Source organism: Nonomuraea terrae, assembly GCF_044465245.1.
Taxonomy (GTDB): Bacteria; Actinomycetota; Actinomycetes; order Streptosporangiales; family Streptosporangiaceae; genus Nonomuraea; species Nonomuraea terrae.
On the sequence record NZ_JBITLL010000004.1, the window covers coordinates 767,913 to 793,313 of the forward strand.

Sequence of the window (25,401 nt, forward strand, 5' to 3'; positions counted from 1 at the left end):
CCGGGCAGCAGGGACCCGGAGCCGGGCGGCCCTCTCCCGCGCGGAGCTCAGCGCGTGTCGGACTCGCTCTGGGAGAGCGCGGCCCGGCCGGCCTCCAGGCGGGCCACCGGGATCCGGAACGGTGAGCAGGAGACGTAGTCGAGGCCCACCTCGTGGCAGAAGTGCACGGAGTCGGGGTCGCCGCCGTGCTCGCCGCAGATGCCGAGGTGCAGGTCGGGCCGGGCAGCCCGGCCCTCCTCCACGGCGATCTCCACGAGCCGCCCCACACCCTCGCGGTCGAGCGTCTCGAAGGGCGAGACGCCGAAGATGCCGAGGTCGAGGTAGCGGGAGAAGAACGAGGCCTCCACGTCGTCGCGGGAGAAGCCCCACGCCATCTGGGTCAGGTCGTTGGTGCCGAAGGAGAAGAACTCCGCCGCCTCCGCGATCTGTCCCGCCGTGAGGGCGGCGCGCGGCACCTCGATCATGGTGCCGATCAGCGCCTCCACGCCGGCCTCCGCGAGGATCTTGACGGCCTCCTCGCGTACCGCCTCCAGCTCCTGTACGGACGCCACGAGCGGGATCATGATCTCCGGACGCGCCCCCGGCACCTCCGCGGCGGCCTGGGCGATGGCCCTGACCTGCATCGCGAACAGACCGGGGATCATCAGCCCGAGCCGCACGCCGCGCAGGCCGAGCATCGGGTTCTGCTCGTGCAGCCGCTTGACGGCGGCCAGCAGCCGGTGATCCTTCTCGGTGACGTCCCGCGACGTGGCGATCTTGACGGACAGGTCCACGATGTCGGGCAGGAACTCGTGCAGGGGCGGGTCGATGAGGCGGATGGTGACCGGAGCACCCTCCATCGCCTGAAATATCCCGATGAAATCGGATTTCTGGAGTGGCTCCAGCGCGTCCAGGGCGGTCTGGCGTTCCTCGTCGGTCGAGGCCAGCACCAGGTCCTCCACGAGCTGCCGGCGCTCGCCCAGGAACATGTGCTCCGTACGGCACAGACCGATGCCCTGCGCGCCGAAGCGGCGGGCCCGGGCCGCGTCCTCGGGGGTGTCGGCGTTGGCGCGCACACCCAGGCGGCGGGCCGCGTCCGCGTGGCGCATGATCCGGTCCACGGCCCGGACCAGGTCGTCGGCCGGCTCCGAGCCCTCGAAGTACTCGACCACGGCCGAGTCGACCACCGGAACCTCGCCGAGGAAGACCTCGCCCGTCGTGCCGTCGATGGAGATGACGTCGCCCTCGGAGACCACCACGTCGCCGGGCGCGACGAACCGCTTCTCGGCGGTGTTCACCTCCAGCTCCTCGGCGCCGCACACGCACGTCTTGCCCATGCCGCGGGCCACCACGGCGGCGTGTGAGGTCTTGCCGCCGCGGCTGGTGAGGATGCCACGGGCGGCGATCATGCCGGACAGGTCGTCGGGGTTGGTCTCGCGGCGGACGAGGATGACGTGCTCGCCCTGCTCGGCCAGCTCGATGGCGCGCTCGGAGGAGAAGACGGCCTTGCCGACGGCGGCGCCCGGGGAGGCGTTCATGCCCTTGGCGATCTTCTTCTTGTCTGCGCCGCCGTCGAAGCGGGGGAACATGAGCTGGGCCAGCTGGTCGCCGGTGACCCGGGTGACGGCCTCGTCCATCGTGATGAGGCCCTGGTCGACGAGCTGGGTGGCGATGCAGAACGCGGCCGCCGCCGTGCGCTTGCCCACCCGGGTCTGCAACATCCACAGCTTGCCGCGCTCGATGGTGAACTCGATGTCGCACAGGTCCCGGTAGTGGTTCTCCAGGGTCTCCATGATCCCGAGCAGCTCGTCGTAGGAGTGCTTGTCGATGCGCTCCAGCTCTTCGAGGGGGATCGTGTTGCGGATGCCGGCCACCACGTCCTCGCCCTGGGCGTTCTGCAGGTAGTCGCCGTAGATGCCCTGGCGGCCCGAGCCGGGGTCGCGGGTGAAGGCGACGCCGGTGCCGGAGTCGTCGCCGTAGTTGCCGAAGACCATGGCCATGATGTTCACGGCGGTGCCGAGGTCGGTGGGGATGCGTTCCTGGCGGCGGTAGAGGATGGCGCGCGGGGCGTTCCAGGAGTCGAAGACGGCCATGACGGCCAGGCGCATCTGCTCGCGCGGGTCGGTGGGGAAGTCCTGTCCGGTCTGCTCGCGCACGATGCCCTTGTACGTCTTCACCAGCTGCTGCAACTCGCCCGCGTCCAGGTCGGTGTCCTGGCGCTTGCCCTTGAGGGTGTCGAGCGCGCGCTCGAACAGGTCGCCGTCGATGTCCAGCACGGTCCTGCCGAACATCTGGATGAGCCTGCGGTAGGAGTCCCACGCGAAGCGCTCGTTGCCGCCGGCCTGCTTGGCCAGGCCGTGGACGGATTCGTCGTTGAGACCGATGTTGAGGACCGTCTCCATCATGCCCGGCATGGAGAACTTGGCCCCCGAGCGTACGCTCACCAGCAGCGGGTCGTCCGCCTGGCCGAGCTTCCTGCCCATCTGCGCTTCCAGCGCCGCGAGGTGCTCGGCGACCTCCTGGTCGAGACCGTCCGGCACGGCGCCCTCCGCCAGATAGTGGCGGCACGCCTCAGTGGTGATCGTGAAGCCGGGGGGAACGGGCAGCCCTAGGTTCGTCATTTCGGCGAGGTTCGCGCCCTTACCGCCGAGAAGATCCTTGAGATTCCTGTTGCCCTCGGTGAAGTCGTAAACGTACTTGGCCACCACAGCTCCAATCCAACGCCTCTGTCCCGGACTCTACCGGTGAAATTGGCGACGAAACTGCACCCCTCGGTTAATTGCACGTTATGCCTGGTGAAGGCGGCATGACAGGTCTAATCCAATTATAGGTCCCGACAGCGGAAATTGGATTAGACCAATTGGTTTAAACCAATTTCGATAAACGCACGGGAGCGAGAATGAGAAACAGATCACACCACCACCGCAGCCCCAACTGGTTACTACGGTCCCTTCTGGACCAAGGGAACTACCACCCCCGATCCCCGCACCAGCCTCTCCACCCCAGCTCAAACGGCTTCCCCGGCACACCCATGACCGGCCGCCCCACGGACTCAGGGGGAAGCCAGGGGTCGGAACTGCTGGCGTATCGCGCGCCCGGCGCGCCTCACGCGGCGTCCAGAGGCCACCCGCGCTTCCATCACTAGAAAGCCGCCGGGATGGCTGAGGTCAGCGGGCTCGTGGCCGACCGCCGGGTCATGGCCGGAGGCCCATGGGGTCGTGGCGGCCCTCGCCAGGCCCTCCTCACCTCGCGAACGGACGTCCACCTTAGGAGAGCGCCCCTTCATGAGGCGGACGTGCCGCCCCTCGCAGGAAGGGGGATGGCACTGGCCGGGGAAGGCGAGGTCGCGCCAGGCGAAACCGTGGGGGTTACGCGGCCGGTGGGATGAGGGGGTTGTGGTCAGGCGGTGGGAGGGGCGTGCCCTCGCGGGGCGGCAGCCAGAGGATGAAGGTGGCGCCCTGGCCGAGGCGGGAGAAGACCGCGACGCGGCCCCCGTGCGACTCCACGATCTGGCGGACGATCGCCAGGCCGAGGCCCGTGTGGCGGTCCCGGCGGCTGGCCTCGCCGCGCCAGAAGCGGTCGAACACCCGTGCCTGGTCGGCCTCCCGTATCCCCGGGCCGTCGTCGCGGACGGCCGCCCACAGCCACCCCGAGTCACGGCCGGCCGCCACCCGGATCCTGCCGCCGGGCGGCGAGAGGCGTACGGCGTTGGACAGCAGGTTGGACACGGAGCGGCGCAGGGCGTCGGAGTCGCCGGTGGTGTCCAGCCCCGGGGACAGGTCGCGGGTGATCGTCAAGTCACGGGCGGCGGCCGGGGCCGCGTACTCCTCGCACGCCTCCCCCACCACCCGGGCCAGGTCGACGTCGGCGTCGGCGAACGCGGTGCCCTGCCGCCTGGCGGTGGCCAGCAGGTCCTCCACCAGCCGGGTCATGCGGGTGGTGGCCCGGTCCACGATGGCCACGGCCCTGACCCGCTCCTCCTCGCTGGCGTCGGGGGCGGCCAGGACGGCGTCCACGTTCGCCCGGATGATCGTCAGCGGGCTGCGCAGCTCGTGCGAGGCGTCGTCGATGAGCTGGCGCTGCGCCCGGAACGCCTCTTCCAGCCGGTCGAGCATGGTGTCGATGGTGTCGGCCAGGTCCTTGAGCTCGTCGCGGGGCCCGTTCAACTTGATGCGCCGTTTGAGGTCGGTGGCCTGGATCTCCTCGGCCGTCCGCGTGATGGACCGGACCGGGCGCAGCACCCGACCGGCCAGCACCCAGCCGATGCCGAGGCTGGCGACGTACAGGCCGGCGAGCGTGAGCAGCGAGTAGTCGCGCAGCGTGGCCAGGGTCTGGACGTTGACCGCGTTCTCGACCTCCTCGACGAACACCACCTCCTGCTTACCGACGTACCGGTCCCCCGCGTACGCCTTGGCGTACTGCGTCGTGTACGGCCGCTGGTCGGTGCTCTTGGACACCGCGAAGTAGATGCCGCCGAGCACGACCGTGGCCAGCACGAACAGCAGGCCCGAGTAGAGCACCGTGAGCCGGAAGCGGATGGTGTGGATCACGAGGGCTCCTTCAGCCGGTAGCCGCGGCTGATCACGGTCTCGATGAGCCCGTCCTCCTGGAGTTTGCGGCGCAGGTTGCCGACGGTCACGCGGACGGTGCTGGTGAACGGGTCGGTGTGCTCGTCCCAGACGTGTTCGAGCAGTTCCTCGGTGGACACGACGTGCCCGGGGCGGGTCATCAGGTAGTGCAGCACGCCGTACTCCTTGGGGGTGAGGGCCAGCGCCCGGCCGTCGAGCGACACCTCCAGGCGGGCGGTGTCGATGCGCAGACCGCCCACCTGAAGCACGGAGGTGCCGCCGCCGCCGTCCCTGCGCAGCAGTGCCCGCACCCTGGCCAGCAGCTCGGGGAACGCGAACGGCTTGACCAGGTAGTCGTCCGCCCCCTCGTCGAGCCCGCGTACGCGGTCGTCGAGCCGGTCCCGGGCGGTCACCATGATGATCCGCACGCCCTGGCCCGCGCTCCGGACGGTCCGGCACAGCTGGAAGCCGTCGCCGCCGGGCAGGTTGAGGTCGAGCAGCACCAGGTCGTACGTGTTGACCTGCAGCTTCTCGTGGGCGGACGGCGCGTCGTAGGCGACGTCCACCGCGTATCCCGCCCGGACCAGGCCGACCCGCATCGCGTCGACCAGGTCCTCCTCGTCCTCCACCACAAGCAGTCGCATGCCAAGGACCCTAGTTTCGGATGATTCGTTCTGCGATGGGCGCGGCCCTGTCGATCGGGATGGCGAAGCCGATGCCGATGTTGCCGCCGCCTCGGCCGGCCGCGATCGCGGTGTTCACCCCGACGACCTCGCCGCGGGCGTTCACCAGCGGGCCGCCGGAGTTGCCGGGGTTGATGGAGGCGTCCGTCTGCACGGCGGTCCGCTGGGAGCCGCCGAGGCGTACCTCCCGGTCCGTGGCGCTGACGATGCCGGCGGTGACCGTGCCGGACAGGCCCAGTGGCGAGCCGATGGCGAGCACCTGGTCGCCGACGGACAGGTCCGCGGACCTGCCGAGGGTGGCGGGCGTGAGGTTCATCAGGTAGTCGACCTCCAGCACCGCCAGGTCCTCGTCGGTGTCCATGCCGACGACGCGGGCGGTCAGCCGGCTGCCGTCGTTCAGCGTCACGCTGACCTGGCTGCCGCCCATGACGACGTGGGCGTTGGTGAGGATGTGTCCGCGGTCGTCCACCACGAACCCGGAGCCGCCCCCGCCACGTGTCTCGATCGACACGACGCTCGGCAGCACGCGGGCGGCCGTCGCGCTCAGGCCGGTGAGGCTCGCCGACGACGCGGGCGGCACCTGGGGCAGGGCGGCGACCGGGCTCGGCCCTTCGGAGAGCCGGGCCCCCGCCACGCCGGCCACCGTCCCGGTGACCGCCGCGACGAGCGCGGCGGCCACCAGGAGGCGGCCCCTGGGAGAGGTATTCGGCGGCTTCGGCGGGTTCGGCGGGTTCTCCCTCGGCGGCACGTACGCCCGGTGCGCCCCCGCGGGCTCGGCGGCCACACGCGCGCCCGGCGCGTGGAAGGGGACGGTCTCCTGCCGGACCCCCAGCGGCGGGGTGTGGAACTCCGGCCCCCGCGGCCGCCCCAGCCCTCTCACGGGAGCCTCGAGAACCAGAGCATCGACGTGACCGCCGCGATCATCGCCAGGACCAGTCCAGCGCCCACGAACCACTGCCATACCTCCTGACGTTCGGTGCGGTAGCCGACGGAGGTGCCGATGTCGTCGTAGACCGCCTGCAGCTCGTCGCCGCTGGCCGCCTCGTAGAAGCCGCCACCCGCCGTCTGGGCGAGACCGCGCAGGGCGGGCCCGTCCACCGGCACCGGGACCTCGTTGCCCGACAGGTTGATGACGCCTTCAGGGGTGCCGTACGCGATCGTGGTGACCGGGACGCCGCGGGACGCCGCCTCGGCCGCCGCTTCGCTGACCATGCGGCCGGTCGTGTTGGAGCCGTCCGACAGCAGCACGATGTGCGCGGGCGGGGCCTGCTCCCCCGTGTCGAGCGAGGCGACGGCCTCCAGCGAGGTGAAGACGGCCTCGCCGATGGCGGTGCCGGAGTCGGTGGTGAGCCGGTCGAGCGCGTCCAGCACCGCCTGCCGGTCCAGGGTCGGCGGCACGGCTACCGAGGCGCTCCCGGAGAAGGACACGAGCCCGAGGTTGAACCGCTCGGGCAGCCCCTGGACGAACTGCCTGGCCGCCTGCTTGGCCACCTGGAACCGGTTCGGCGCGACGTCGGTGGCGTCCATGGACGCGGACACGTCGAACGCCACCATGATCGTCGCCCGCTCGCGCGGCACCTGCACCTCGGCCGTCGGCCGGGCGAACCCCACCACGAGCAGCGCGAACATGAGCAGCAGCGCCGCCGCCGGCACGTGCCTGCGCCACCCGGGCTGCCGCGGCGCCACCTTGTCGAGCAGGTCGAGGTTGGTGAAGCGGACGGCGTAGGCGGTCCTGCTGCGCAGGGCCATGAGCACGTACGCGACGGCCAGCAGCGCCACGGGGATGAGCAGCAGCAGCCAGACGGGCGCCATGAGCGTCACGCCGCGTCACCTCCCCCACCCGGCCGCCGCCCACGGCGCCCACTCGGACGCCCAGCCAGCCGCCCGGCCGGGCCGGGCGACGGTCCACCGGCGGCACCGTGTGACGAACCATCCGAAGGGCCGCCCGACGAACCACCCGACGCGCCACCCGAAGGGCCGCTGGGCAGGCTGCCCTGGGGGCCGGAGCGGGGCGGAGTCGAGGCTGGGCTGGCGGCCAGGCTGGCGAGCCGGCGCTGGCGCATGACGTGTCTGACCAGATCGCGCACCCAGTCCCGGTCCGTGCGCAGGCGCAGGTGGGTGACCCCGGCCCTGCGCAGCGCCTGGCCGATCGTCTCGCGCTGCGCGGCCGCCGCCTCGGCGTAGCGGCGGCGCAGCCGGGCGTTGCCGGTGGCGACCTCGCGCCGCCGGCCCGTCTCCGGGTCGATCAGCGTGAGGATCCCCACGTCCGGCAGGGTCAGCTCGCGCGGATCGACCACCTCGACCGCCAGCACCTGGTGGCGGGCGGTGAGCTTGCGCAGCGCCAGCTCCCAGGTCTCCGGCTCGTCGAGGAAGTCCGACACGACCAGGACCAGGCCGCGCCGCCGTACGACCCGGCTCAGCTGCTCGGCCGCGACGCCGAGCAGCGGCTCGGCCACCCCCGGCGGGGTGCGCGGCAGCCCGAACGCCGCCTGCAGCAGCGCCATCAGGTGCGGCCGGCCCGTCCGGGCGGGCAGCGTCCTGACGCCGCCGCCGTGCAGCAGGTGGGCGCCGATCCGGTTGCCGGTGCGCTGGGTGAGGAAGCCGACCGCGGCCATGGCCGCGAGGGCCAGCTCCCGCTTCTCCATCGCCGCGGTGCCGAAGTCCATGCTGGCGGTGGCGTCGAGCAGCGCCCAGATCTCCAGCTCCCGGTCGGCGACCATGTCCCGCACGTGGGGCTCGTTCGTGCGGGCGGTGACGTTCCAGTCCATCCGCCGCACGTCGTCTCCCGGCTGGTACGCCCGTGACTCCGCCGGTTCGCTCCCGGGACCTGGCACCAGGCCGAGATGTTCGCCCTGGAGCAGTCCATCCAATCTCCTCGTGATCGTCAGCTCGAGCCGCCGCAGCGCGGGCTCGGCCATCAGGTACGACCTCATGCCACGATCTCCTGACGCCGGATCTCCTGCTGCGGGGCGATGACCGGCAGCGGTACGGCGTTCAGCACCCGGTCCACGACGTTCCGGGGCGTGATCCCGTCGGCCAGCGCGTCGAACGACAGCACCAGCCGGTGGGCCATCACGTCGTGGGCCAGGTCCCGGACGTCCTCGGGCAGCACGTAGTCGCGGCCCCGCATGAGGGCCAGCGCCCGGCCGGCCGCGAGCAGGCCGAGCGTGGCGCGGGGGCTGGCGCCGAAGGCCAGCAGCCGCCGTACGTCGGGCACGCCGTAGCGCTCCGGGTCGCGGGTGGCGTACACCAGGCGGACGGCGTACTCGGCGACCGCGTGGTGCACGAAGATCTCCTCGGCCCGGCGCTGAAGCATGACGACCTGCGCCGGGTCGAGGATGCTCTGGGGCTGAGGCGGGTCGACGCTCATGCGGTAGACGATCGCCAGCTCCTCCGACTCGCTGGGATAGTCCACGTCGATCTTCATGAGGAAGCGGTCCCGCTGTGCCTCGGGCAGGTGGTAGACGCCCTCCGACTCGATCGGGTTCTGCGTGGCCAGCACCAGGAACGGCCGCGGCACGTCGTGGGTGACGCCGCCGATGCTGACCTGCCGCTCTGCCATGATCTCCAGCAGGGCGGACTGCACCTTCGCGGGCGCCCGGTTGATCTCGTCGGCGAGCAGCAGGTTGACCATGACCGGCCCGAGCTCGACGTCGAACGTCTCGGTCGAGGGCCGGTAGATCCTGGTGCCGACGATGTCGGCGGGCACCAGGTCCGGCGTGAACTGGATGCGGGCGAACGTGCCGCCGACCACCGTCGCCAGGGTCTCGGCGGCCAGGGTCTTGGCGATGCCGGGCACGCCTTCGAGCAGGCAGTGTCCCTTGGCGACCACCGCCACGAGCAGCCGTTCGACCATGCGATCCTGTCCGACGATCACTCGCTTGACCTCGAACAGGGCCCGTTCGAGCAGTGCCGGGTCGGTCATGGCTGCACGTCCTTCTGGGGGCAGTCGTCCACGACCACCCGTAGCTCCAGGGCGGTCGGCTGGGGATCGGCGTACGCGGCACCGCCTGTCATGAGCAGCGCGCCGGCGGCCAGCAGACCTAGAGCGAAACGCGATCTACGCATGGATTCCTCGTCCCTCGTATCGGCTTAGAAGGAATTTCAGCAAGAGACCGCGAAAACCTGCGTAACCGCCGTCTTTACACGGTTTTTCGGTGAACGGGGTTAGACCTCCGACATGACGCCCATCCAGCGCTATCTCGCCGAAGAGGTCGCCCTCGACCACGTGGACGGCCTGATCTCCCGCCGCGAGGCCCTGCGGCGGCTCGGTCTGCTCGGGCTCGGGCTGCCCGCGGCCGCCGCCCTGCTCACCGCCTGTGGCGCGTCCCCGGAGCCGGCGGCCCCGGCCACCCCGGCCACCTCCCCTGCTCCCCCCGCCCCCACCGCGAGCCCGGCCGGGCCCTCACCACTGCCCACGGAGCCCGTCACGTTCGGCGGGCCCGAGGGCACGACGCTGCAGGCCGCCTGGGCCTCCGCCGAGGACGCCAAGGGCGCGGTCCTCGTGATCCACGAGAACCGCGGCCTCACCGACCACGTCCGGTCGGTCGCGGGACGGCTGGCCGCGAGCGGCTACTCGGCCCTCGCCCTGGACCTGCTGTCACGGGACGGCGGCACGGCGGCGTTCACCGACACCGCCGAGGCCACGGCGCGGCTCGGGGAGATCCCGCCGGAGCGGTTCGTGGCGGACATGAAGGCGGCGGTGGGCGAGCTGGGGCGGCGGGCCGAAGGGCCCAAGCTGGGCATGATCGGCTTCTGCTTCGGCGGCGGGTTGTCGCCCCCGAAGACGTCCTCCAATACGCGGTTCAGGCTCGCCGCTCGGTCGTCTGGTGCAGGCCAAGGAGGGGCCGGCGCGATGGCCTTTCTGGCCCGCGACGCTGCCGCCTCCATCACCGGGCAAGGACCTCAATGTGTCCGCCGGTCTTGTCATGTGCTGATCGCGTGAAGCCACGGATGTGCCGCAGATCTGGTCCACCGCCCGAGACCTCTGCATAGCGCAGGTGAGAGGCATATCCGTACGCTAGGAGGCAAGGGGCAGGCGTAGGACGAAGCGCGCCCCGTCGGGATGGTCGGCGACGTGGAGATCGCCATCGTAGGCTTGGGCGATCTCGCGGGCGATCGGCAGCCCGAAACCTGAGCCGCCTGGGTCGAGTCTCCGGGCCTGGTCCTGGCGGTACAGGCGGTGGAAGATTCTCTCGCGGTCCTCCGGCCGGATGCCGGGGCCGTCGTCGATGACCTCCAGAACGGCGAACGGGGGGTCGGTGGCGACCACAATCTCGATCTTGCTGGTGGTGTGCCGCTCCGCATTGGCCACAAGATTGGACAACAGCCTGGCCAGCCGCACGCGAGAGGCCCGGACCACGGCGTTGTCGCCGAGATGAATGATGACCTCGGCGTTCACCGGGTGAGCCTCCAGTTCTTCCATGACAAGGTTCCCCAGGTCGACCAGACTGGTGGTGGGCGGAGTCGCCGTGTACAGGCGGGCCAGGACGAGCAGGTCGGCGACGACATCGTCGAGCCGTTCAATGTTCGGACGCAGAGTCTGCAGCGTCTGGCGCGGATCGGCATCGGGGTCGTCCAGCGCCACCTCGACCTCGGTCAGCAGGCCCGTGATCGGGTTACGGAGGTCGTGGGTGGCGTCGAACAGAAATCGTTGCTGCTGCTCGATGGCCTCGTGCAGCGCCGACACAGCTTGCTGCTCCTGGCGGTATGCCTGTTGCAGCCGCAAACTCACCTTCACCGGGTCCGGGTCCTGGCCGGGGATACGTGCGCCGGTCCGCGTCGACCCGCCCCCGACGACTCCGGCCCTCAGTGAGGCGCGCACCTGCTCGAAGAGGCCGGTCACGTCCTCCAGCGTGACGATGATCCACCGCACCTGGCCGACCGTGTCGAACATCGGCACGTTCAGCAGGCGCCAATACCGCTCCTCAAAGGCCCCCGGGCGGTCAGACGTCTCCATCCCGTGCCCTAGCAGCGGCACGACGTCGGCCACGCCGGTGTTCGCGACCCTCTGGAGCGAAGCACGCACTTCTGACACGCCGGACGTCTCCGGATCGCCGACGACGCGGAGTCGCCCAGAAAGGCCGGCAAAGACATCGCGACGGGCGACGTCCTCTCGCTCCCGCCCGATCAAGCGTACGTAGGCATCGTTGGCAGCCACGACGACCTGATCCGGGGTGAGGATGGCGCAGGGTGACGGCATCGCGTCAAATACCGCCTGATAATCGATGTTCGTTTCCACAATGGATCACCTAATAGACATCTGCCTCTGATTGCCGACCGTCAAGGCGGCAGGCGGTCCACGCCCGCATGTCACAGGCCGGCCCGGAAAGCGCCGCTGCCGCCGGAGTTCCGGCTCCCGTTCCAACGCGCCGCCGTACGTCCAAGCCCAGGGACCCGGCCCCGGCCTCAACGCCGACCCGGATGACGAGAGCGTGCGCCAGGAGAACGCCCGCGCCCTGTGCCGCTTACGGAGCCTTCAGATTGAGGCCGTCGACGACTGCGGGGCCGGCGGGGAGGAGATCGGCGAAGGTCATGCGTTCCATGAACTGGCGGCGGCTGCGGGCCGCGGCCTCGTTGACCGGGATGTCGCCGGCCCCGGTGTAGTCGACGGTGGTACGGAACGGACGGGAACCGGCGGGAAGGCCGACGACGCGGACGATCTCATCGGCGACGCTCTGCACCTGGGGGGTCGGGCCGGGGAGCGTCATTCCTCGGGATGCCTCCTCGTTGCGGTCCAGGTACGACTGGTAGAGCGCCAGGTACTCCTGCTGGATCCCGGCGTCGGCGGGGAACTCGGCATTGGGGAAGTGGGCCGTGCCCTCGACGAAGATGCCGGGCATGACGATCGTGGTCTCGATGCCGAACTTGATCGTTTCGTAGCTGACCGACTCGGCGAAGGAGTCGAACGCGGCCTTGGCCGCCGTGTACGGGCCGAGGAACGGGGGGACCACCCTGGTCGAGCCGCTGCCCACCCAGACCAGCAGGCCGGAGCGTTGCCGCCGCATCATCGGCAGGAAGACGCGGTTGACCCGCAGAGCGCCGACCACGTTGGTGTCCAGCCCGCGCATGACCTGTTCAGGTGTGAAGGCTTCCGTGATCCCGACATAAAGGTGGGCGGCGTTGTGCACCAGCACGTCGAGACGGCCCTGCTCCTGCTGGATCGTCCGCGCAGCCGCCTGTGCCGACTCGTCCGACAGGACGTCGAGTTCGACGACCCGAAGGTCGACCCCGTGTTCTTCGGCGAACGCACGATGCTCCGCGGCGTTGTCCGCATCGCTCGCGTCGATGTTCCGCATGCTCGCGTACACGGTGTGGCCGGCCAGTGCGAGGGAACGTGCGGTGAGCCTCCCCATGCCGGTGCCGGCACCGGTGATGATGATGACCATGAGCTCAGCCCTCGCTGTCTAGGGTGGCCATCAGCTGGGCGTTGTACCGGTCGCCGACGGCCGAGCCGGCGGGGATGGCAGCCTCGATGGCGGAGAGGTGCTCATCACTGAGGACCAGGCTTGCGGCGGCCAGCGACTCGGTGAGCCGGTCGCGGCGGCGCGCGCCCACCAGCGGCACGATGTCCGGCCCGCGTGAGGCGACCCAGGCGATCGCGACCTGCGCGACGGTGGCGCCGATCGACCGGGCGACCTCGCGCAGCGCGTCGACCAGGGCGAGGTTCGCCTTGAGGTTCTCGTCCTGGAAACGCGGCAGCGCCTGAGCGCGGAAGTCGCCAGACGTCAGCTGCCGGTCCGCACTCCAGTGGCCCGACAGCAACCCCCGGGACAGCACGCCGTACGCGGTGAGCCCGATGCCCAGCTCGCGGAGGGTCGGCAGGATCGTCTCCTCGACGCCGCGGGAGATCAGCGAGTACTCGATCTGCAGGTCGCTGATCGGGTGGACAGCCGCCGCCCTGCGCACGGTGGTCGCGCCGACCTCGGAAAGCCCGACGTACCGGACGTAACCGGCCTGGATCAGTTCAGTGATGGCGCCGACCGTGTCCTCGATCGGCACGTTCGGGTTCAGCCGCGTCGGCCGGTAGATGTCGACGTAGTCGGTGCCGAGGCGGCGCAGCGTGAACGCCAGCCGGTCCTTGACCGCGACCGGGTCGGTGTCCGCGGGCACCGGCTGGAAGGCGCCGCCCGGGATACGCCGCGAGCCGAACTTGACGCTCAGCACCACGTCCTCGCGGTTCCGCTCCTTGAGCGCACGGCCGATCAGCATCTCGTTGTGGCCGGAGCCGTAGAAGTCGCCGGTGTCGATGAGCGTGACGCCCGAGTCGATCGCGGCGTGCAGGGTGGCGATGCTCTCCTGCTCGTCGGCTGGGCCGTACATATCGGACATGCCCATGGCGCCCAAGCCGATGGCCGAGACGCGCGGGCCGTTCGACCCGAGCCGGCGGGAAAGAACGGTGGCCATTGCGGATTCTCCTTGTCGTTTCTCTTCCCCGCCTTCGCGGGGACAGACCCAGTTTGACCTGCGATAACGAGGCCAGCCACGGCTGCCACGGCCCTGGGGACGGCGTCCCCCCTCTACGCACCGCAAGGCCGACCCTCTGGCTCGACCCAGGGGTTGCGGTCCCCTGGTTCCGCCCATCGGCCTGCGCCACCATGGAGATATGAACCACTCGGAACTCGCCGCGTACCTGAGGTCGCGGCGTGACAGGATCCGTCCGGCCGAGGTCGGTCTGCCCACCGGTCCGAGGCGCCGGGTGCCGGGACTGCGGCGCGAGGAGGTCGCCCAGCTGGCGGGGCTGTCCGCGGACTACTACACCGAGCTGGAACGCGGTCGCGGCACACAGCCCTCGGCACAGGTGCTGGCCGCACTCGCGCGGGCACTGCGGCTGGACGGCGACGAACGCGACCACCTGTTCCACCTCGCCGACCGGCTGGTCCCCACGGAGGCGCACGGCCCGACCGCGCACGTCCAGCCGGCGCTGCTCAGCCTGCTGGACCGGCTCTCCACCACCCCCGCCCAGATCATGACCGACCTGCACGTGATACTCGCCCAGAACCCCCTGGCCATCGCCCTCCTCGGCCACGTGTCCACGACGCGGGGCCAAGGGGCCGGATTCATCCACCGCTGGTTCACCGACCCCGGCGCCCGCACGCTGTACCCGGCGCAGGACCACGACCACCACTCGCGTGTCTTCGTCGCCGACCTGCACGCCGTCGCCGCCCGCCGCGGGCGCGACCCCGAGGTGAACCGCTTGGTCTCCGCACTACGACGGCGCAGCCAGGAGTTCGCGAGCCTGTGGGAGACGCGTGACGTCGCCCTGCGGCGGGCCGACCACAAGCGGATCGTCCACCCCGCCCTCGGCGTCATCGAGGTCGACTGCCACAGCCTGTTCAGCGAGGACGGGCGCCAGCGCCTGCTGTGGTTCACCGCGCCGCCCGGCAGCAACGGCGCCGCCCGGCTGGAGATGCTCTCCGTCATCGGCACCCAGGACATGACGACCGGCGCCGGCCACACCCAGCCGACCGGCACGTCCCGGATGACCCCATAACGGCACCTGCACCACCTCCCCCTGGTCGATCTCTGTGCTGGAGGGCGCGCGGGAGAACATGATCGTCGGCGAAACCGTGGCCGGCGACCGCTACAGCGCCGAACGCCCGGGCCGCCACCTCAAAAGCCTGGCCAAGGAGCAGAGCGAGGAGCCCGACCAGCCGCCGCTCTTCAGCCGGCCGACTTCCGCGGGGGCGCCCTGCAGGTGGACACCTGATCTAGTTGCGCCTTGATCTGTCCGTATCGGCGTGGCGGCAGATCGTTGATCATCACATGGTCTCACGGCTCGCCTGTCGCGAGACTTGTCCGACGCCCGGTGAGCGTTGATCGAACCGAGCTTGACGGCATGGCGAGCGGCCCGGCATGGGCCAGGTAAAAGCAGCCCGTGTGCACGACCTGCGGGGAATCGTGTCTGCGGCTGCATGCCCCGCTTCCCATGATCTAGTGGGCGATGGCTGACCTCGCTCGGCACCCGGTGAGCCGGCCGGAGGGACCACGGAGCCGGGCGACGTGCGCCGTAACGGCGGCGCGCCGGTGAGGCGGAGGAGCGTCTCCCTGGAGGGCCCTCAGGATGACCACGGCGGGTGGGCCGGGCCGGCGCAGCCGTAAAAAGAGGAAAAATGGATCGCCGCAACGAGGGATCACGCCGCCGCGAAAGCGCGCCGTAACAGAGCCACCGCGCCGCCGCGAAAGCGCGCCGTAACAGAGCCACCGCGCCGCCGCGAAAGCGCGCCGTAACAGAGCCACCGCGCCACCGCGCCACTGCGCCACCGCGCCGCCGCGCCGCGGCGAAGCGCGACATAGCCGCCGCGCCCGTGACAGGGCCACCGTGCCGTGAGCGTCGGGACAGCGCCCTCGACGGAAGACATGGCAAAAGCCGCCCGCCACAAGTACGGCGAGCGGCCCGTGCCGGAGAACTCAGTCGTTCAGGTGCTGGCGGAGGTAGGACTCCACGGCGTCGATGGAGATGCGCTCCTGGCTCATCGTGTCGCGCTCGCGGATGGTCACCGCGTGGTCGTCGAGGGTGTCGAAGTCGACCGTGATGCAGAACGGCGTGCCGATCTCGTCCTGGCGGCGGTAGCGGCGGCCGATCGCCCCGGCGTCGTCGAACTCGACGTTCCAGCGGCGGCGCAGCTGCGCGGCCAGGTCGCGGGCCTTCGGCGACAGGTCGGCGTTGCGCGACAGCGGCAGCACCGCGGCCTTGACCGGGGCGAGCCGGTGGTCGAGGCGCATGACCGTGCGCTTCTCCATGACGCCCTTGGCGTTGGGCGCCTCGTCCTCGCTGTAGGCGTCGAGCAGGAACGTGAGCGTGGCCCGGTCGACGCCGGCCGCCGGCTCGATGACGTAGGGAACGTAACGCTCCTGCGTCTCCTGCTCGAAGAAGCTGAGGTCGACGCCCGACGCCTTGGAGTGGGCCGTCAGGTCGAAGTCGGTGCGGTTGGCGACACCCTCCAGCTCACCCCACTCCGAGCCGGTGAAGCCGAACCGGTACTCGATGTCGACCGTGCGCTTGGAGTAGTGGGACAGCTTGTCCTTCGGGTGCTCGTAAAGGCGCAGGTTGTCCTTGTTGATGCCGAGGTCGGAGTACCAGCGGTAGCGCTCGTCGATCCAGTACTGGTGCCACTCCTCGTCGGTGCCGGGCTTGACGAAGAACTCCATCTCCATCTGCTCGAACTCGCGGGTGCGGAAGATGAAGTTGCCCGGCGTGATCTCGTTGCGGAACGACTTGCCGATCTGGCCGATGCCGAACGGGATCTTCTTGCGCGCCGACTGCTGCACGTTGAGGTAGTTGATGAAGATGCCCTGCGCGGTCTCGGGCCGGAGGTAGGCCAGGCCCGATTCGTCCTCGACGGGGCCGAGGAAGGTCTTCAGCAGGCCGCTGAACTGGCGAGGCTCGGTGAAGGTGCCCTTGTTGCCGCAGTTGGGGCAGGTGATGTCGGTCAGGCCGCCCTCGGGCGACTTGCCGTTCTTCTCCTCGTAGGCCTCGATGAGGTGGTCGGCCCTGAAGCGCTTGTGGCAGGACAGGCACTCGGTGAGCGGGTCGGTGAAGGTCTCGACGTGGCCGCTGGCGCGCCACACCTCGGGCGCCAGGACGACGGAGGAGTCGAGGCCCACCACGTCTTCGCGCGACTGGACCATCGACAGCCACCACTGCCGCTTGACGTTGCTCTTCAGCTCGACACCCAGCGGACCGTAGTCCCACGACGCGCGCAGTCCGCCGTAGATCTCGCTCGACGGGTATACGAGCCCGCGGCGCTTGGCGAGGCTGACGATGGTGTCCATGACGTCGTTGCGTCGTGCCATTTCGGTAGGTTCTCTTTCCGGCTGGAGGTCGGCGAGGGTATTGGTGAGCTCCCAGCTTAGGGGACGCTTCCCCGGTCTCGCGCGCGAGTAAATGTTACGCCCCGTCGCGCGGATAGACGTCCTCGTACGCACTGGGTTCGTTGACCATGAGAATCATCAGCGGATACATCACCATGCGGGCGGCGGACAGCGCTCTGCGGTAGAAACCGGCGCCTTCCCACTCCGTGACCAGGGCCCACAGATTGGGCTCGTCGACCGAACGGGCGAGCCTGCCCCGCTGGAAGCCGGGCTGTTCGGCGAACGTGTCGAGGATCGTGTGGCCCTGCTTGAGGAAGTCCTGCGACTGGGCATCGGGCACGGTGTAGCGGATGACGGCGAGCACGCGTTCCAGCCTAGGGGTGCGGGCGGTCCGCCACAGCCCGGTCACCTGCGCTCATCCGGCTCACGGACAGGCGATCTCCCGTAGGCTCGGGGGCGTGGCCCCTGACGACAAGCGCCGCCCGCTGCCCCAGGACGAGCAGTTCTTCACGCCCGGCGCGAGCGGCCTGCGCAAGGCCGTCGAGCAGCGCAGCGCGGTGCCGATGGCGTTCCTGTTCACGCAGGTGCCCCGGTGGGTGGCGCCGGCGGTGCTGGTGATCCTGCTGCTGGTGGGCTTCGCCGTGGCGAATCCGCTCGGCGGCGTGGCGGTGTTGCCGGTGATCGCGTTCATCGGCTGGCTCGCCTACCTGTCATGGCCGTCACTGCGGATCGGCGGGAAAGTGTTGCGGGTCGCCATGCTGACGTTTCTGGTCCTGCTCGCGGCGACGCGCTTCGGCGTCTTCTAGGCTCACGCCTACAGGTCCTTGGAGGCGACCACGAACCCGACGACGATCGTGGCGATCCCTAGCACGAAGCAGATCAGGCCGAGCAGGGTGCCTCTTCCCATCACGTTGTCGATGCGGACCTGCGTGGGGATGTCCGGGTCGTAGAGAACGCGCACCTGCCGGCCGGGCCGCGCGGGCGGCGGGTTGGTGGCGGCGAAGGTCTCGGCCTCCACGTGCACGCCCTGCCGGGTGGTGAACCGGATGATCGCGTAATAGGCGGCGCCCTTGTGGGGTCCGGCCGGCCTCAACCCGACGACCAGGCCCTGAGCTCGGTGGGCCCGGCTGCGGAAGCGCCGGGAGCCGATCGCCGTCACCACGCCGGCGAAGGCGAAGAGCAGGCCCAGGCCGCAGATGACGAGGACGGCATTGATGGTTTGCAGCACGGTTCGACCATATTGATGCCGCTTGCAGCTGGCTTGACATCGGGATGAGGACACGTGTCACCGCGCCGCCTGCGGGCTCTGCGCCGGTCGTGCCGGCGCAGAGCCCGGTTGGCGGGTCAGGCGACCGTGGCGGTGTCCGGCAGCAGCGTGTAGCTGGGGAAGTTGCCCGGGAGGCGTTCGCCGTCCGGGCCGACGGTGGCGGCGCGCACGAGCAGCTCGCCGCCGACGAACGCGCCGCGCCACGACGCCCCGAGGCCGCCGAACAGCTCGTCGCGGTCGCCGCGCGAGCGCGGCCTGTTGTGGCCGACCTTGAACGCCCGCACCTCGGGCGACAGCCGGCGGAAGGTCTCCTCCTCGTCGCAGGAGAGCGTGGCGACCAGGGCGCCGTTGCTGGCGTTCATGGCGGCCAGCAGCTCGGCCTCGGTGTCCACCAGCACGATCGTGTCGACCGGCCCGAAGGGCTCGGCGTGGTGGAGGGGCGACGAGCGCGGCGGGTTGAGCAGCGCTGTCGGAGCAAAATAGGCGGATTTATCCTGCCCAGGCAGGAAATGTCCGGCGTCCAGTGCGGCACGGTGGAGCGGCACGCCGCCCCTGGCCACGGCCTCGTCCACCTGGTCGGCCAGTTCCTTGGCCTTCGAGGCGTTGATCAGCGGGCCGAAGTCCAGCTCCGGCAGGGGGTCATCGGGGTCGGCCACGGCCAGCGGATGGCCGAATCGCAGCGACCCCACGGCCTTCAGGTACGCGGCCAGGAACTCGTTGAACAACGAGCGCTGCACGACGAACCGCGGGTAGGCGGTGCAGCGCTGCTTGGCGTAGTCGAACGACCCGCGGATCTGCCGGGTGAGCAGGTCCCAGTCGCCGTACTCCCACACGCCCCAGCAGTTGAGGCCCTCCTGCTCCAGCACGTGCCGGCGGTCGAGGTCGGCCAGCGAGGTGGCCACATTCGCCCCCGCGTCGCGTCCGCCGACGAACGACACGCACCCGAGCGACTGCCCGCCCACCAGCACCGGCGACAGCTCCGCCCCTCCCCCGCTCACCAGCGTGAACGGGAGCCCCTCACGGACGGCCAGCGCCGTGGCGAGGGTGAGGCAGCACAGCCCGCCGTCGGTGGGCGTCTTGGCGATGACCGCGTTGCCGGCCAGCGCCTGCACGAGCATGGCGTGCATGAGCACGCTCATCGGATAGTTCCAGCTGGCGATGTTGCTGACCGGGCCGGGCAACGGGGTGCGCCCGGCCGTCATGTCGTCGATCTGCTCGATGTACCAGCGCACGCCGTCCAGGCAGCGGTCGACGTCGGCGCAGGCCGTCTTCCACGGCTTGCCGATCTCCCAGACCAGCAGCATGGCCAGCAGGTCGCGGTGGGCCGCCATGGACTCCACCGCTGCGGACACCATGGCCTTGCGCTCGGCCGGCGGCAGGTACCGCCAGCGCCCGTGCTCCTCGACCGCTCCCGCCACGGCCCGGCCCGCGCCGGCCCGGTCCAGCCGGGGCAGGCCGGCGATGGCGGTGCCGTCGACCGGCGAGAAGCCGGGCACGGGGCGCCCGTCGCGGTGCCAGATGCCGCCCCAGTGGTTGAGCACCCGATCATCGTGGAAGGCTTCCGGCGCCACCGAACAGCACCGTTCGTAGGTGTCCCGCCAGGACGTCCCCGGCTTCAGCTGCATGTGCTCCTCCTCAGTCGGACCAGTCGGCGGTGATGAGCTCGGGCAGCGGTTCGAATTCCTTGACGGCCTCCAGCGACGGCCCCATGGCGGCGTTCGCCTCGCGCTCGACCATCACCTCCACGAGCACCGGCAGCCGTTCGCGCGCCGCCTCGGCGCTCGCCCATGCCAGCGCGTCGCGGATGTCCCCGGGCAGCTCGACCCGGCGCGCCGGGCAGCCGAACGCCTCCATGGCCTTGACATGGTCGATGCCACCCTCCCCGTAGTGCAGGTCCACGGCGAAGTTCATGTCGTACGGGAGCTCGGCCTGCCGGATGAGGCCCAGGTACTCGTTGTTGACCATGACGATGACGAACGGGATGCGGTACTGGGCGGCCACCGCGACCTCTTCCATGAGGAACTGGAAGGAGTAGTCGCCCACCACCGCCACGACCTGCCGTTCCGGGTGGGCGAGCTTGACGCCCATGGCCGCGGGCACCTCCCAGCCGAGCGGCCCGGCCTGCCCGCAGACCAGGTAGCGGCGCGGCAGGTACGTCGTCTGGAACTGCCCGGACCAGATCTGGTAGAGCCCGATGGCGGTGACGAACGTGGTGTCGCGCGGGAAGTACTCGTTGATCTCCTTGAACACCCTGGGCGGCTTGATCGGCACGTCGTCGAAGTCGTCGCGCCGCAGCAGCGTGCCGCGCAGCTCGCCGACCTTGCGCACCCACTTGTCCGGCTCCTTGGGCGCGCCGCGCCGGCGCGCCTCGTCGCGCAGGTTGGCCAGCACCGGGCGGGCGTGCCCGACGACCCCGAGGTCGGGCTCGAAGACCCGGCCGATCTGCAGCGGGTCGATGTCGACGTGGATGAACTTGCGGCCCCGGCGGTAGACGTCGAGCTCGCCGGTGTGCCGGTCGCCGAAGCGGGCGCCGACGGCCAGCACGAGGTCGCTCTCCAGGAACGCGGCGTTGCCCCACCGGGTCTGCGTCTGGATGCCGGCCATGCCGGCGAACAGCGGGTGGTCCTCGGGGAAGGCGCCCTTGCCCATGAGCGTCACCTGGACGGGCACCTGCAGGTGCTCGGCCAGCGCGCGCAGCTCGTCGCAGGCGTCGGCGATGATGACGCCGCCGCCGGCCAGGATGATCGGCCGCTTGGCCTGCTGGATCATGTCGAGGGCGGCGCCCACGGCCTGCGGCAGCGGCTCCGGCACCTCGACGGGCAGCGGCCCGTCCAGGGCGGGGTCGTACAGGCAGGTGCCCTTCGCGATGTCGATGGGCAGGTCGATGAGCACGGGGCCGGGCCGCCCCGAGCGGGCGATCCTGAACGCCTCACGGAACACCCACGGAGCCTGCGCGGGCTCCTTGAGCTGCACGGCCCACTTGGTCACGGGCCGGGCGATCTCCACGATGTCGACCGCCTGGAACGCCTCCTGGTGCAGCTTGGAGGTCGCGGCCTGGCCGGTGATGCAAATCATCGGGATCGAGTCGGCCATCGCGGTGTAGAGGCCGGTGATCATGTTCGTGCCGGCCGGGCCGGAGGTGCCGATGCAGACGCCGACGTTGCCGGTCACCCGCGCCCATCCGTCGGCGGCGTGGGTGCCGCCCTCCTCGTGGCGGACGGTGATGTGCCGGATCGAGCTGTGCTGCAGCGCGGCGTAGAGCGGCAGGATGGCCGCGCCGGGGATGCCGAAGACGGTGTCCACGCCCTCCGACTCCAGCACCTTCACCACGGCTTCCATACAGGGAACGCGCGTCATCCATTCAGCCTTTCGATGACCTTGAGCAGGGCGGAGTGGTCGAGCGAGCCGTGCCCCTGCGCCCGGGCCGCCGCCACGAGCTGGGCGACCTGCCCGGTGAGCGGCAGGCTGACGCCGGCCTCGCGGGCGGCGGCGACGGCGATGCCCATGTCCTTGTGGTGCAGGTCGATGCGGAAGCCGGGGGCGAACTCCCGCTTGACCATGGTCTGCCGCTTGAGCTCCAGGATCCGGGAGCCGGCCAGGCCGCCCGCGAGCACGTCGAGCCCGGCCGCCGCGTCCACGCCGGAGGCCTCCAGCAGCACGATCGCCTCCGACACCAGCCCGTAGATGCCGCCGACGACGAGCTGGTTGGCGGCCTTGACGGTCTGTCCCGCCCCGGCCGGGCCGACGTGCACGACGGTGGTGCCGAGCGCCTCCAGGACCGGCCTGGCCTCCTCGACGTGCTCCGGCTCGCCGCCGACCATGATCGACAGGGTGCCGTCGATCGCGCCGCGCTCGCCGCCGCTGACGGGGGCGTCCAGCGCCCGTACGCCGACCGCCGCGGCCTGTTTGGCCACCGAGCGGGAGGTCTCCGGCTTGATGGTGCTCATGTCGATGTAGAGCAGGTTGGGCTTGCCGTACTCGATGACGAGCGGCGCGACCTCCTCCACCTGCGGCGAGTCGGGCAGCATCGTGATCACCACGTCGGCGCCGCCGACCGCGTCGACCACGCCCGTGGCGGCCTTGCCGCCCAGGCCGACGAGCTGCTCGAGCCGTTCCGCGCTGACGTCGTACCCGGTCACCGCGTGACCGGCCTTGAGGAGATTGGCCGCCATCGGGCTGCCCATGATCCCCAAGCCGACGAACCCGATGTTCATGTCTGCCTCCAGTCGAACGCGCCCGGCCCCTCGTGCCGGTACTCCAGGCCGACGTGCCCGTGGTAGCCCGCCGCTTCCAGCCGCGCGAAGATCTCCGCGTACGGCATCCGCCCGCTGCCCGGCCGGCCCCTTCCGGGGTCGTCGGCGATCTGCACGTGGCCGAAGCGCGCCGCGTGCCCGTCGATGAGCGCGAGCACGTCCTCGCCCATCCGGTTCAGGTGGTAGAGGTCGGCGAGGAAGGCCGTGTTGTCCCGGTCCACCTCGTCGATCAGCTCGAAGGCGGCCTGCGACGAGGTGATCGGGTAGTGGGGGTTCTCGTGCGAGTTGAGCGCCTCGACGACCACGGTCGCGCCGATGCCGGCCGCCGCGTCGGCCGCCCGGCGCAGGTTGTCCACGGCGAGGGCGTGGTCGGTGCCGGGGCCGTTGCCGTAGAGGGCGTTGAGCACGCCGCAGCCCAGCTCCCCGGCGAAGCGGACCGCGATGTCGATGTTGGCGCGGAAGCGGTCTGAGCCGTCGGGCCTGGCCAGCAGGCCGCGCTCGCCGCCCGCCATGTCACCGGCGTCGAAGTTGAGCCCGACCAGGCGCACCCCGGCGTCCTCGATGGCCTGGCGCAGGGCGGCCAGGTCCGCGCCGCAGGGGTCGGGCGCGGAGAACGGCCACCACAGTTCGACGGCGTCGAACCCGGCCTTGGCGGCGGCGGCCGGGCGCTCCAGCAGCGGCAGTTCGGTGAAGAGAATGGACAGGTTGACGTCGAATTTCAGGGAGCCCGACGCCACGGTCCCCGCGCTCACCGCGCGCCCAGGGCCGAGCGCATGAGCCGGGCCGTCTCGGTGGGGGTCTTGCCGACGCGGACGCCGACCGCCTCCAGGGCCTCCTTCTTGGCCTGCGCCGTGCCGGACGAGCCGGACACGATCGCGCCCGCGTGGCCCATCGTCTTGCCCTCGGGGGCGGTGAAGCCGGCCACGTAGGCGACGACGGGCTTGGTGACGTTCGCCGCGATGTAGGCGGCGGCCCGCTCCTCGGCGTCACCGCCGATCTCGCCGATCATCACGATGGCGTCGGTGCCCGGGTCCTCCTGGAAGGCCCGCAGGCAGTCGATGTGGGTGGTGCCGACGACGGGGTCGCCGCCGATGCCCACCGCGGTCGAGAAGCCGAGGTCGCGCAGCTCGTACATGAGCTGGTAGGTGAGCGTGCCGGACTTCGAGACCAGGCCGATGCGGCCGGCCGAGGTGATGTCGGCGGGGATGATGCCGGCCGACGACTGCCCGGGGCTGATCAGGCCGGGGCAGTTGGGGCCGATGATCCGGGTTTCGCCCGCCGCCGCGAGCGCGCGGAAGCGTACGGCGTCGTGCACGGGGACGCCCTCGGTGATGACCACGCAGAGCGGCACCTTGGCCGCGATGGCCTCCTCGACGGCGCCGCCGGTGAACTTCGGCGGCACGAAGACCACCGACACGTCGGCCCCGGTCTGCTCGACCGCGTCGGCCACCGAGCCGAACACCGGCACGGTGCGCTCACCGAAGTCGACCGACGCGCCGCCCTTGCCGGGCGTGACGCCGGCCACGATGTCAGTGCCGGCGGCGAGCATGCGGGCGGTGTGCCGCCTGCCCTCCGCGCCGGTCATGCCCTGGACGAGTACCCGGCTGTCCTTGGTCAGAAAGATCGCCATTACGCACCTGCCGCGAGTCTGGCCGCCATCTCGGCGGCGCCGTCCATGGTGGAGACCTGGCGGACCGCCGGGTGCCGGGCGTCGCTGAGGATGCGCCGCCCCACCTCGGCGTTGTTGCCGTCCAGCCGTACGACGATGGGCGTGCCGTGGCCGCGCTCGCCGAGCAGCTGGAGTGCGGTGACGATGCCGTTCGCCACCGCGTCGCAGGCGGTGATGCCGCCGAAGACGTTGACCAGCACCGAACGCACGTCGGGGTCGGCCAGGATGATCTCCAGCCCGTCGGCCATCACCTGCGCGGACGCTCCGCCGCCGATGTCGAGGAAGTTGGCCGGGGCGGCGCCGGCCCCGGCGACCACGTCGAGCGTGCTCATGACGAGCCCCGCGCCGTTGCCGATCACGCCGACCTTGCCGTCCAGTTTGACGTAGTTCAATCCCTTGGCCTTGGCCTGGGCCTCCAAGCTGACGGATTCCTCCGCGTACTCCCAGGAGTGCCGGAAGGCGGCGTTGTCGTCGACGGTGACCTTGCCGTCGAGCGCCATGATCTGCTGGTCGGTCGTGCAGATCAGCGGGTTCACCTCGACGAGCAGGGCGTCCTCCTCGACGAGCACCCGCCACAGCTTCTCCAGCACGCCGGCCGCCTGCTCGGGCAGGCCCGCCTTGCCGGCCAGCTGCCGCGCGGTGTCGGCGTCGACGCCGGCGACAGGGTCGATCGGCAGCTTCACGATGGCATCGGGGTCGCGGGCGGCCAGTTCCTCGATCTCCATGCCGCCCTGGGCCGACACCATCGCCAGGAACGCGCCCTCTGCCCGGTCCACCAGGAAGGCCGCGTAATACTCCTCGAACGGCACGGTCGCGGCCTCCACCAGCACGCGGCGCGCGATGTGCCCCTTGATGTCCATCCCGATGACGCGCTCTGCCTCGCTCTCGGCCGCGGCCGGCCCGGCCGCGGGCCTGATGCCGCCCGCTTTGCCGCGTCCACCGGTCTTCACCTGGGCCTTGATGACGACGGGCGTGTCAAGCTCGGCCGCGATCGCGCGGGCCTCGGCCGGCGTGGCCGCGACCTTGCCCGCGGGAACGGGGATCCCGTGACGCCCGAAGAGCTCCTTCGCCTGGTACTCGTACAGGTCCATTCGAGCCTCCTTTGTAGACGGTATACCGTATGGAGTATCCTCCGTCTAGGGTCTCGACAGGCGTGGGTCCGTGTGGA

The 25,401-nt window shown here is 70.7% G+C and carries 23 protein-coding genes; 3 read left to right on the forward strand and 20 right to left on the reverse strand.

The features are described 5' to 3' along the window. Window positions 1-47: 47 nt before the first annotated feature. The 8 genes from ppdK to ACIBP6_RS21840 form a co-directional block, all read right to left on the reverse strand. The gene (ppdK, locus tag ACIBP6_RS21805; protein WP_397054743.1) at window positions 48-2,684 is read right to left on the reverse strand and encodes a pyruvate, phosphate dikinase; all 2,637 of its coding nucleotides are present in this window, start codon (window positions 2,682-2,684) and stop codon (window positions 48-50) included. A gap of 663 nt (window positions 2,685-3,347) precedes the next feature. Next, entirely contained in the window at window positions 3,348-4,529 is a 1,182-nt protein-coding gene (locus tag ACIBP6_RS21810) for a sensor histidine kinase (RefSeq protein WP_397054745.1), read from the reverse strand. Beyond that, window positions 4,526-5,191, reverse strand: a complete 666-nt coding sequence (locus ACIBP6_RS21815; protein WP_132623346.1) for a response regulator transcription factor — start codon at window positions 5,189-5,191, stop codon at window positions 4,526-4,528. The genes ACIBP6_RS21810 and ACIBP6_RS21815 overlap by 4 nt, the downstream gene beginning before the upstream one ends. Before the next feature lie 10 nt (window positions 5,192-5,201). After that, window positions 5,202-6,110, reverse strand: coding sequence for a S1C family serine protease (locus tag ACIBP6_RS21820; protein ID WP_397054747.1), 909 nt, complete (start codon window positions 6,108-6,110; stop codon window positions 5,202-5,204). After that, window positions 6,107-7,051 (reverse strand): VWA domain-containing protein, encoded by a 945-nt coding sequence (locus ACIBP6_RS21825; RefSeq protein ID WP_397054749.1) that lies wholly within the window; start codon window positions 7,049-7,051, stop codon window positions 6,107-6,109. The genes ACIBP6_RS21820 and ACIBP6_RS21825 overlap by 4 nt, the downstream gene beginning before the upstream one ends. Further along, window positions 7,048-8,163, reverse strand: coding sequence for a DUF58 domain-containing protein (locus tag ACIBP6_RS21830; protein WP_397054751.1), 1,116 nt, complete (start codon window positions 8,161-8,163; stop codon window positions 7,048-7,050). Before ACIBP6_RS21830 ends, ACIBP6_RS21825 begins: the two co-directional genes overlap by 4 nt. After that, the gene (locus tag ACIBP6_RS21835) at window positions 8,160-9,155 is read right to left on the reverse strand and encodes an AAA family ATPase (RefSeq protein ID WP_397054753.1); all 996 of its coding nucleotides are present in this window, start codon (window positions 9,153-9,155) and stop codon (window positions 8,160-8,162) included. Before ACIBP6_RS21835 ends, ACIBP6_RS21830 begins: the two co-directional genes overlap by 4 nt. Then, window positions 9,152-9,298 (reverse strand): hypothetical protein, encoded by a 147-nt coding sequence (locus ACIBP6_RS21840; RefSeq protein ID WP_165970232.1) that lies wholly within the window; start codon window positions 9,296-9,298, stop codon window positions 9,152-9,154. The genes ACIBP6_RS21835 and ACIBP6_RS21840 overlap by 4 nt, the downstream gene beginning before the upstream one ends. 112 nt (window positions 9,299-9,410) lie before the next feature. Here ACIBP6_RS21840 and ACIBP6_RS21845 point away from each other — a divergent pair, with 112 nt between their 5' ends. Continuing rightward, on the forward strand, window positions 9,411-10,175 hold the full coding sequence (locus ACIBP6_RS21845; RefSeq protein ID WP_397054755.1) for a dienelactone hydrolase family protein: 765 nt from the start codon (window positions 9,411-9,413) through the stop codon (window positions 10,173-10,175). Window positions 10,176-10,250: 75 nt separating this feature from the next. Here ACIBP6_RS21845 and ACIBP6_RS21850 read toward each other — a convergent pair whose 3' ends face one another. The 3 genes from ACIBP6_RS21850 to ACIBP6_RS21860 all read right to left on the reverse strand — a co-directional run bounded on the left by ACIBP6_RS21850 (window position 10,251) and on the right by ACIBP6_RS21860 (window position 13,636). After that, window positions 10,251-11,471, reverse strand: a complete 1,221-nt coding sequence (locus ACIBP6_RS21850; RefSeq protein WP_397054757.1) for an ATP-binding protein — start codon at window positions 11,469-11,471, stop codon at window positions 10,251-10,253. Between the two features lie 226 nt (window positions 11,472-11,697). Beyond that, window positions 11,698-12,618 (reverse strand): SDR family NAD(P)-dependent oxidoreductase, encoded by a 921-nt coding sequence (locus ACIBP6_RS21855; protein WP_397054759.1) that lies wholly within the window; start codon window positions 12,616-12,618, stop codon window positions 11,698-11,700. A gap of 4 nt (window positions 12,619-12,622) precedes the next feature. Then, entirely contained in the window at window positions 12,623-13,636 is a 1,014-nt protein-coding gene (locus ACIBP6_RS21860; protein WP_397054761.1) for an aldo/keto reductase, read from the reverse strand. A gap of 199 nt (window positions 13,637-13,835) precedes the next feature. On the opposite strand from ACIBP6_RS21860, the gene ACIBP6_RS21865 reads away from it, so the two are divergent. After that, window positions 13,836-14,723 (forward strand): helix-turn-helix transcriptional regulator, encoded by an 888-nt coding sequence (locus ACIBP6_RS21865; RefSeq protein WP_397054763.1) that lies wholly within the window; start codon window positions 13,836-13,838, stop codon window positions 14,721-14,723. Between the two features lie 917 nt (window positions 14,724-15,640). Here ACIBP6_RS21865 and ACIBP6_RS21870 read toward each other — a convergent pair. Together ACIBP6_RS21870 and ACIBP6_RS21875 are read right to left on the reverse strand one after the other, a co-directional pair. Next, window positions 15,641-17,026, reverse strand: a complete 1,386-nt coding sequence (locus ACIBP6_RS21870; protein ID WP_397054765.1) for a glycine--tRNA ligase — start codon at window positions 17,024-17,026, stop codon at window positions 15,641-15,643. Window positions 17,027-17,120: 94 nt separating this feature from the next. Then, window positions 17,121-17,408, reverse strand: coding sequence for an antibiotic biosynthesis monooxygenase family protein (locus ACIBP6_RS21875; protein WP_132615907.1), 288 nt, complete (start codon window positions 17,406-17,408; stop codon window positions 17,121-17,123). A gap of 94 nt (window positions 17,409-17,502) precedes the next feature. Here ACIBP6_RS21875 and ACIBP6_RS21880 point away from each other — a divergent pair, with 94 nt between their 5' ends. Next, window positions 17,503-17,850: a DUF6703 family protein gene (locus tag ACIBP6_RS21880; protein WP_397054767.1), complete on the forward strand. Its 348-nt coding sequence runs from the start codon at window positions 17,503-17,505 to the stop codon at window positions 17,848-17,850. Window positions 17,851-17,858: 8 nt separating this feature from the next. Here the strand turns inward: ACIBP6_RS21880 and ACIBP6_RS21885 are convergent, their stop codons facing one another. The 7 genes from ACIBP6_RS21885 to sucC form a co-directional block, all read right to left on the reverse strand. Next, window positions 17,859-18,272: a DUF3592 domain-containing protein gene (locus tag ACIBP6_RS21885; RefSeq protein WP_397054769.1), complete on the reverse strand. Its 414-nt coding sequence runs from the start codon at window positions 18,270-18,272 to the stop codon at window positions 17,859-17,861. A 116-nt stretch (window positions 18,273-18,388) separates the two neighbouring features. Continuing rightward, complete coding sequence (locus tag ACIBP6_RS21890; protein WP_397054771.1) at window positions 18,389-19,936, reverse strand: aldehyde dehydrogenase family protein; 1,548 nt, start codon at window positions 19,934-19,936, stop codon at window positions 18,389-18,391. 10 nt (window positions 19,937-19,946) lie between these two features. Continuing rightward, window positions 19,947-21,668 (reverse strand): glyoxylate carboligase, encoded by a 1,722-nt coding sequence (gcl, locus tag ACIBP6_RS21895; protein WP_397054773.1) that lies wholly within the window; start codon window positions 21,666-21,668, stop codon window positions 19,947-19,949. After that, window positions 21,665-22,525 carry a 2-hydroxy-3-oxopropionate reductase gene (locus ACIBP6_RS21900; protein WP_397054775.1) on the reverse strand — a complete coding sequence of 287 codons (861 nt, stop codon included), beginning with the start codon at window positions 22,523-22,525 and terminating at the stop codon, window positions 21,665-21,667. Before ACIBP6_RS21900 ends, gcl begins: the two co-directional genes overlap by 4 nt. Beyond that, window positions 22,522-23,316, reverse strand: a complete 795-nt coding sequence (locus tag ACIBP6_RS21905) for a hydroxypyruvate isomerase family protein (protein WP_397054776.1) — start codon at window positions 23,314-23,316, stop codon at window positions 22,522-22,524. Before ACIBP6_RS21905 ends, ACIBP6_RS21900 begins: the two co-directional genes overlap by 4 nt. Continuing rightward, on the reverse strand, window positions 23,313-24,194 hold the full coding sequence (sucD, locus tag ACIBP6_RS21910; RefSeq protein WP_397054778.1) for a succinate--CoA ligase subunit alpha: 882 nt from the start codon (window positions 24,192-24,194) through the stop codon (window positions 23,313-23,315). The genes ACIBP6_RS21905 and sucD overlap by 4 nt, the downstream gene beginning before the upstream one ends. After that, window positions 24,194-25,324: an ADP-forming succinate--CoA ligase subunit beta gene (gene sucC, locus ACIBP6_RS21915; protein WP_397054780.1), complete on the reverse strand. Its 1,131-nt coding sequence runs from the start codon at window positions 25,322-25,324 to the stop codon at window positions 24,194-24,196. The genes sucD and sucC overlap by 1 nt, the downstream gene beginning before the upstream one ends. Between the last annotated feature and the right edge of the window lie 77 nt (window positions 25,325-25,401).

Coding starts and splice junctions, on each gene's coding strand:
- ACIBP6_RS21845 (WP_397054755.1), top strand. CDS start 9,411: ATGACGCCCATCCAGCGCTATCTCGCCGAAGAGGTCGCCCTCGACCAC.
- ACIBP6_RS21860 (WP_397054761.1), bottom strand. CDS start 13,636: ATGGCCACCGTTCTTTCCCGCCGGCTCGGGTCGAACGGCCCGCGCGTC.
- ACIBP6_RS21855 (WP_397054759.1), bottom strand. CDS start 12,618: ATGGTCATCATCATCACCGGTGCCGGCACCGGCATGGGGAGGCTCACC.
- ACIBP6_RS21890 (WP_397054771.1), bottom strand. CDS start 19,936: ATGCAGCTGAAGCCGGGGACGTCCTGGCGGGACACCTACGAACGGTGC.
- sucD (WP_397054778.1), bottom strand. CDS start 24,194: ATGGCGATCTTTCTGACCAAGGACAGCCGGGTACTCGTCCAGGGCATG.
- ACIBP6_RS21815 (WP_132623346.1), bottom strand. CDS start 5,191: ATGCGACTGCTTGTGGTGGAGGACGAGGAGGACCTGGTCGACGCGATG.
- ACIBP6_RS21835 (WP_397054753.1), bottom strand. CDS start 9,155: ATGACCGACCCGGCACTGCTCGAACGGGCCCTGTTCGAGGTCAAGCGA.
- gcl (WP_397054773.1), bottom strand. CDS start 21,668: ATGACGCGCGTTCCCTGTATGGAAGCCGTGGTGAAGGTGCTGGAGTCG.
- ACIBP6_RS21900 (WP_397054775.1), bottom strand. CDS start 22,525: ATGAACATCGGGTTCGTCGGCTTGGGGATCATGGGCAGCCCGATGGCG.
- ACIBP6_RS21865 (WP_397054763.1), top strand. CDS start 13,836: ATGAACCACTCGGAACTCGCCGCGTACCTGAGGTCGCGGCGTGACAGG.
- ACIBP6_RS21870 (WP_397054765.1), bottom strand. CDS start 17,026: ATGGCACGACGCAACGACGTCATGGACACCATCGTCAGCCTCGCCAAG.
- sucC (WP_397054780.1), bottom strand. CDS start 25,324: ATGGACCTGTACGAGTACCAGGCGAAGGAGCTCTTCGGGCGTCACGGG.
- ACIBP6_RS21830 (WP_397054751.1), bottom strand. CDS start 8,163: ATGAGGTCGTACCTGATGGCCGAGCCCGCGCTGCGGCGGCTCGAGCTG.
- ACIBP6_RS21840 (WP_165970232.1), bottom strand. CDS start 9,298: ATGCGTAGATCGCGTTTCGCTCTAGGTCTGCTGGCCGCCGGCGCGCTG.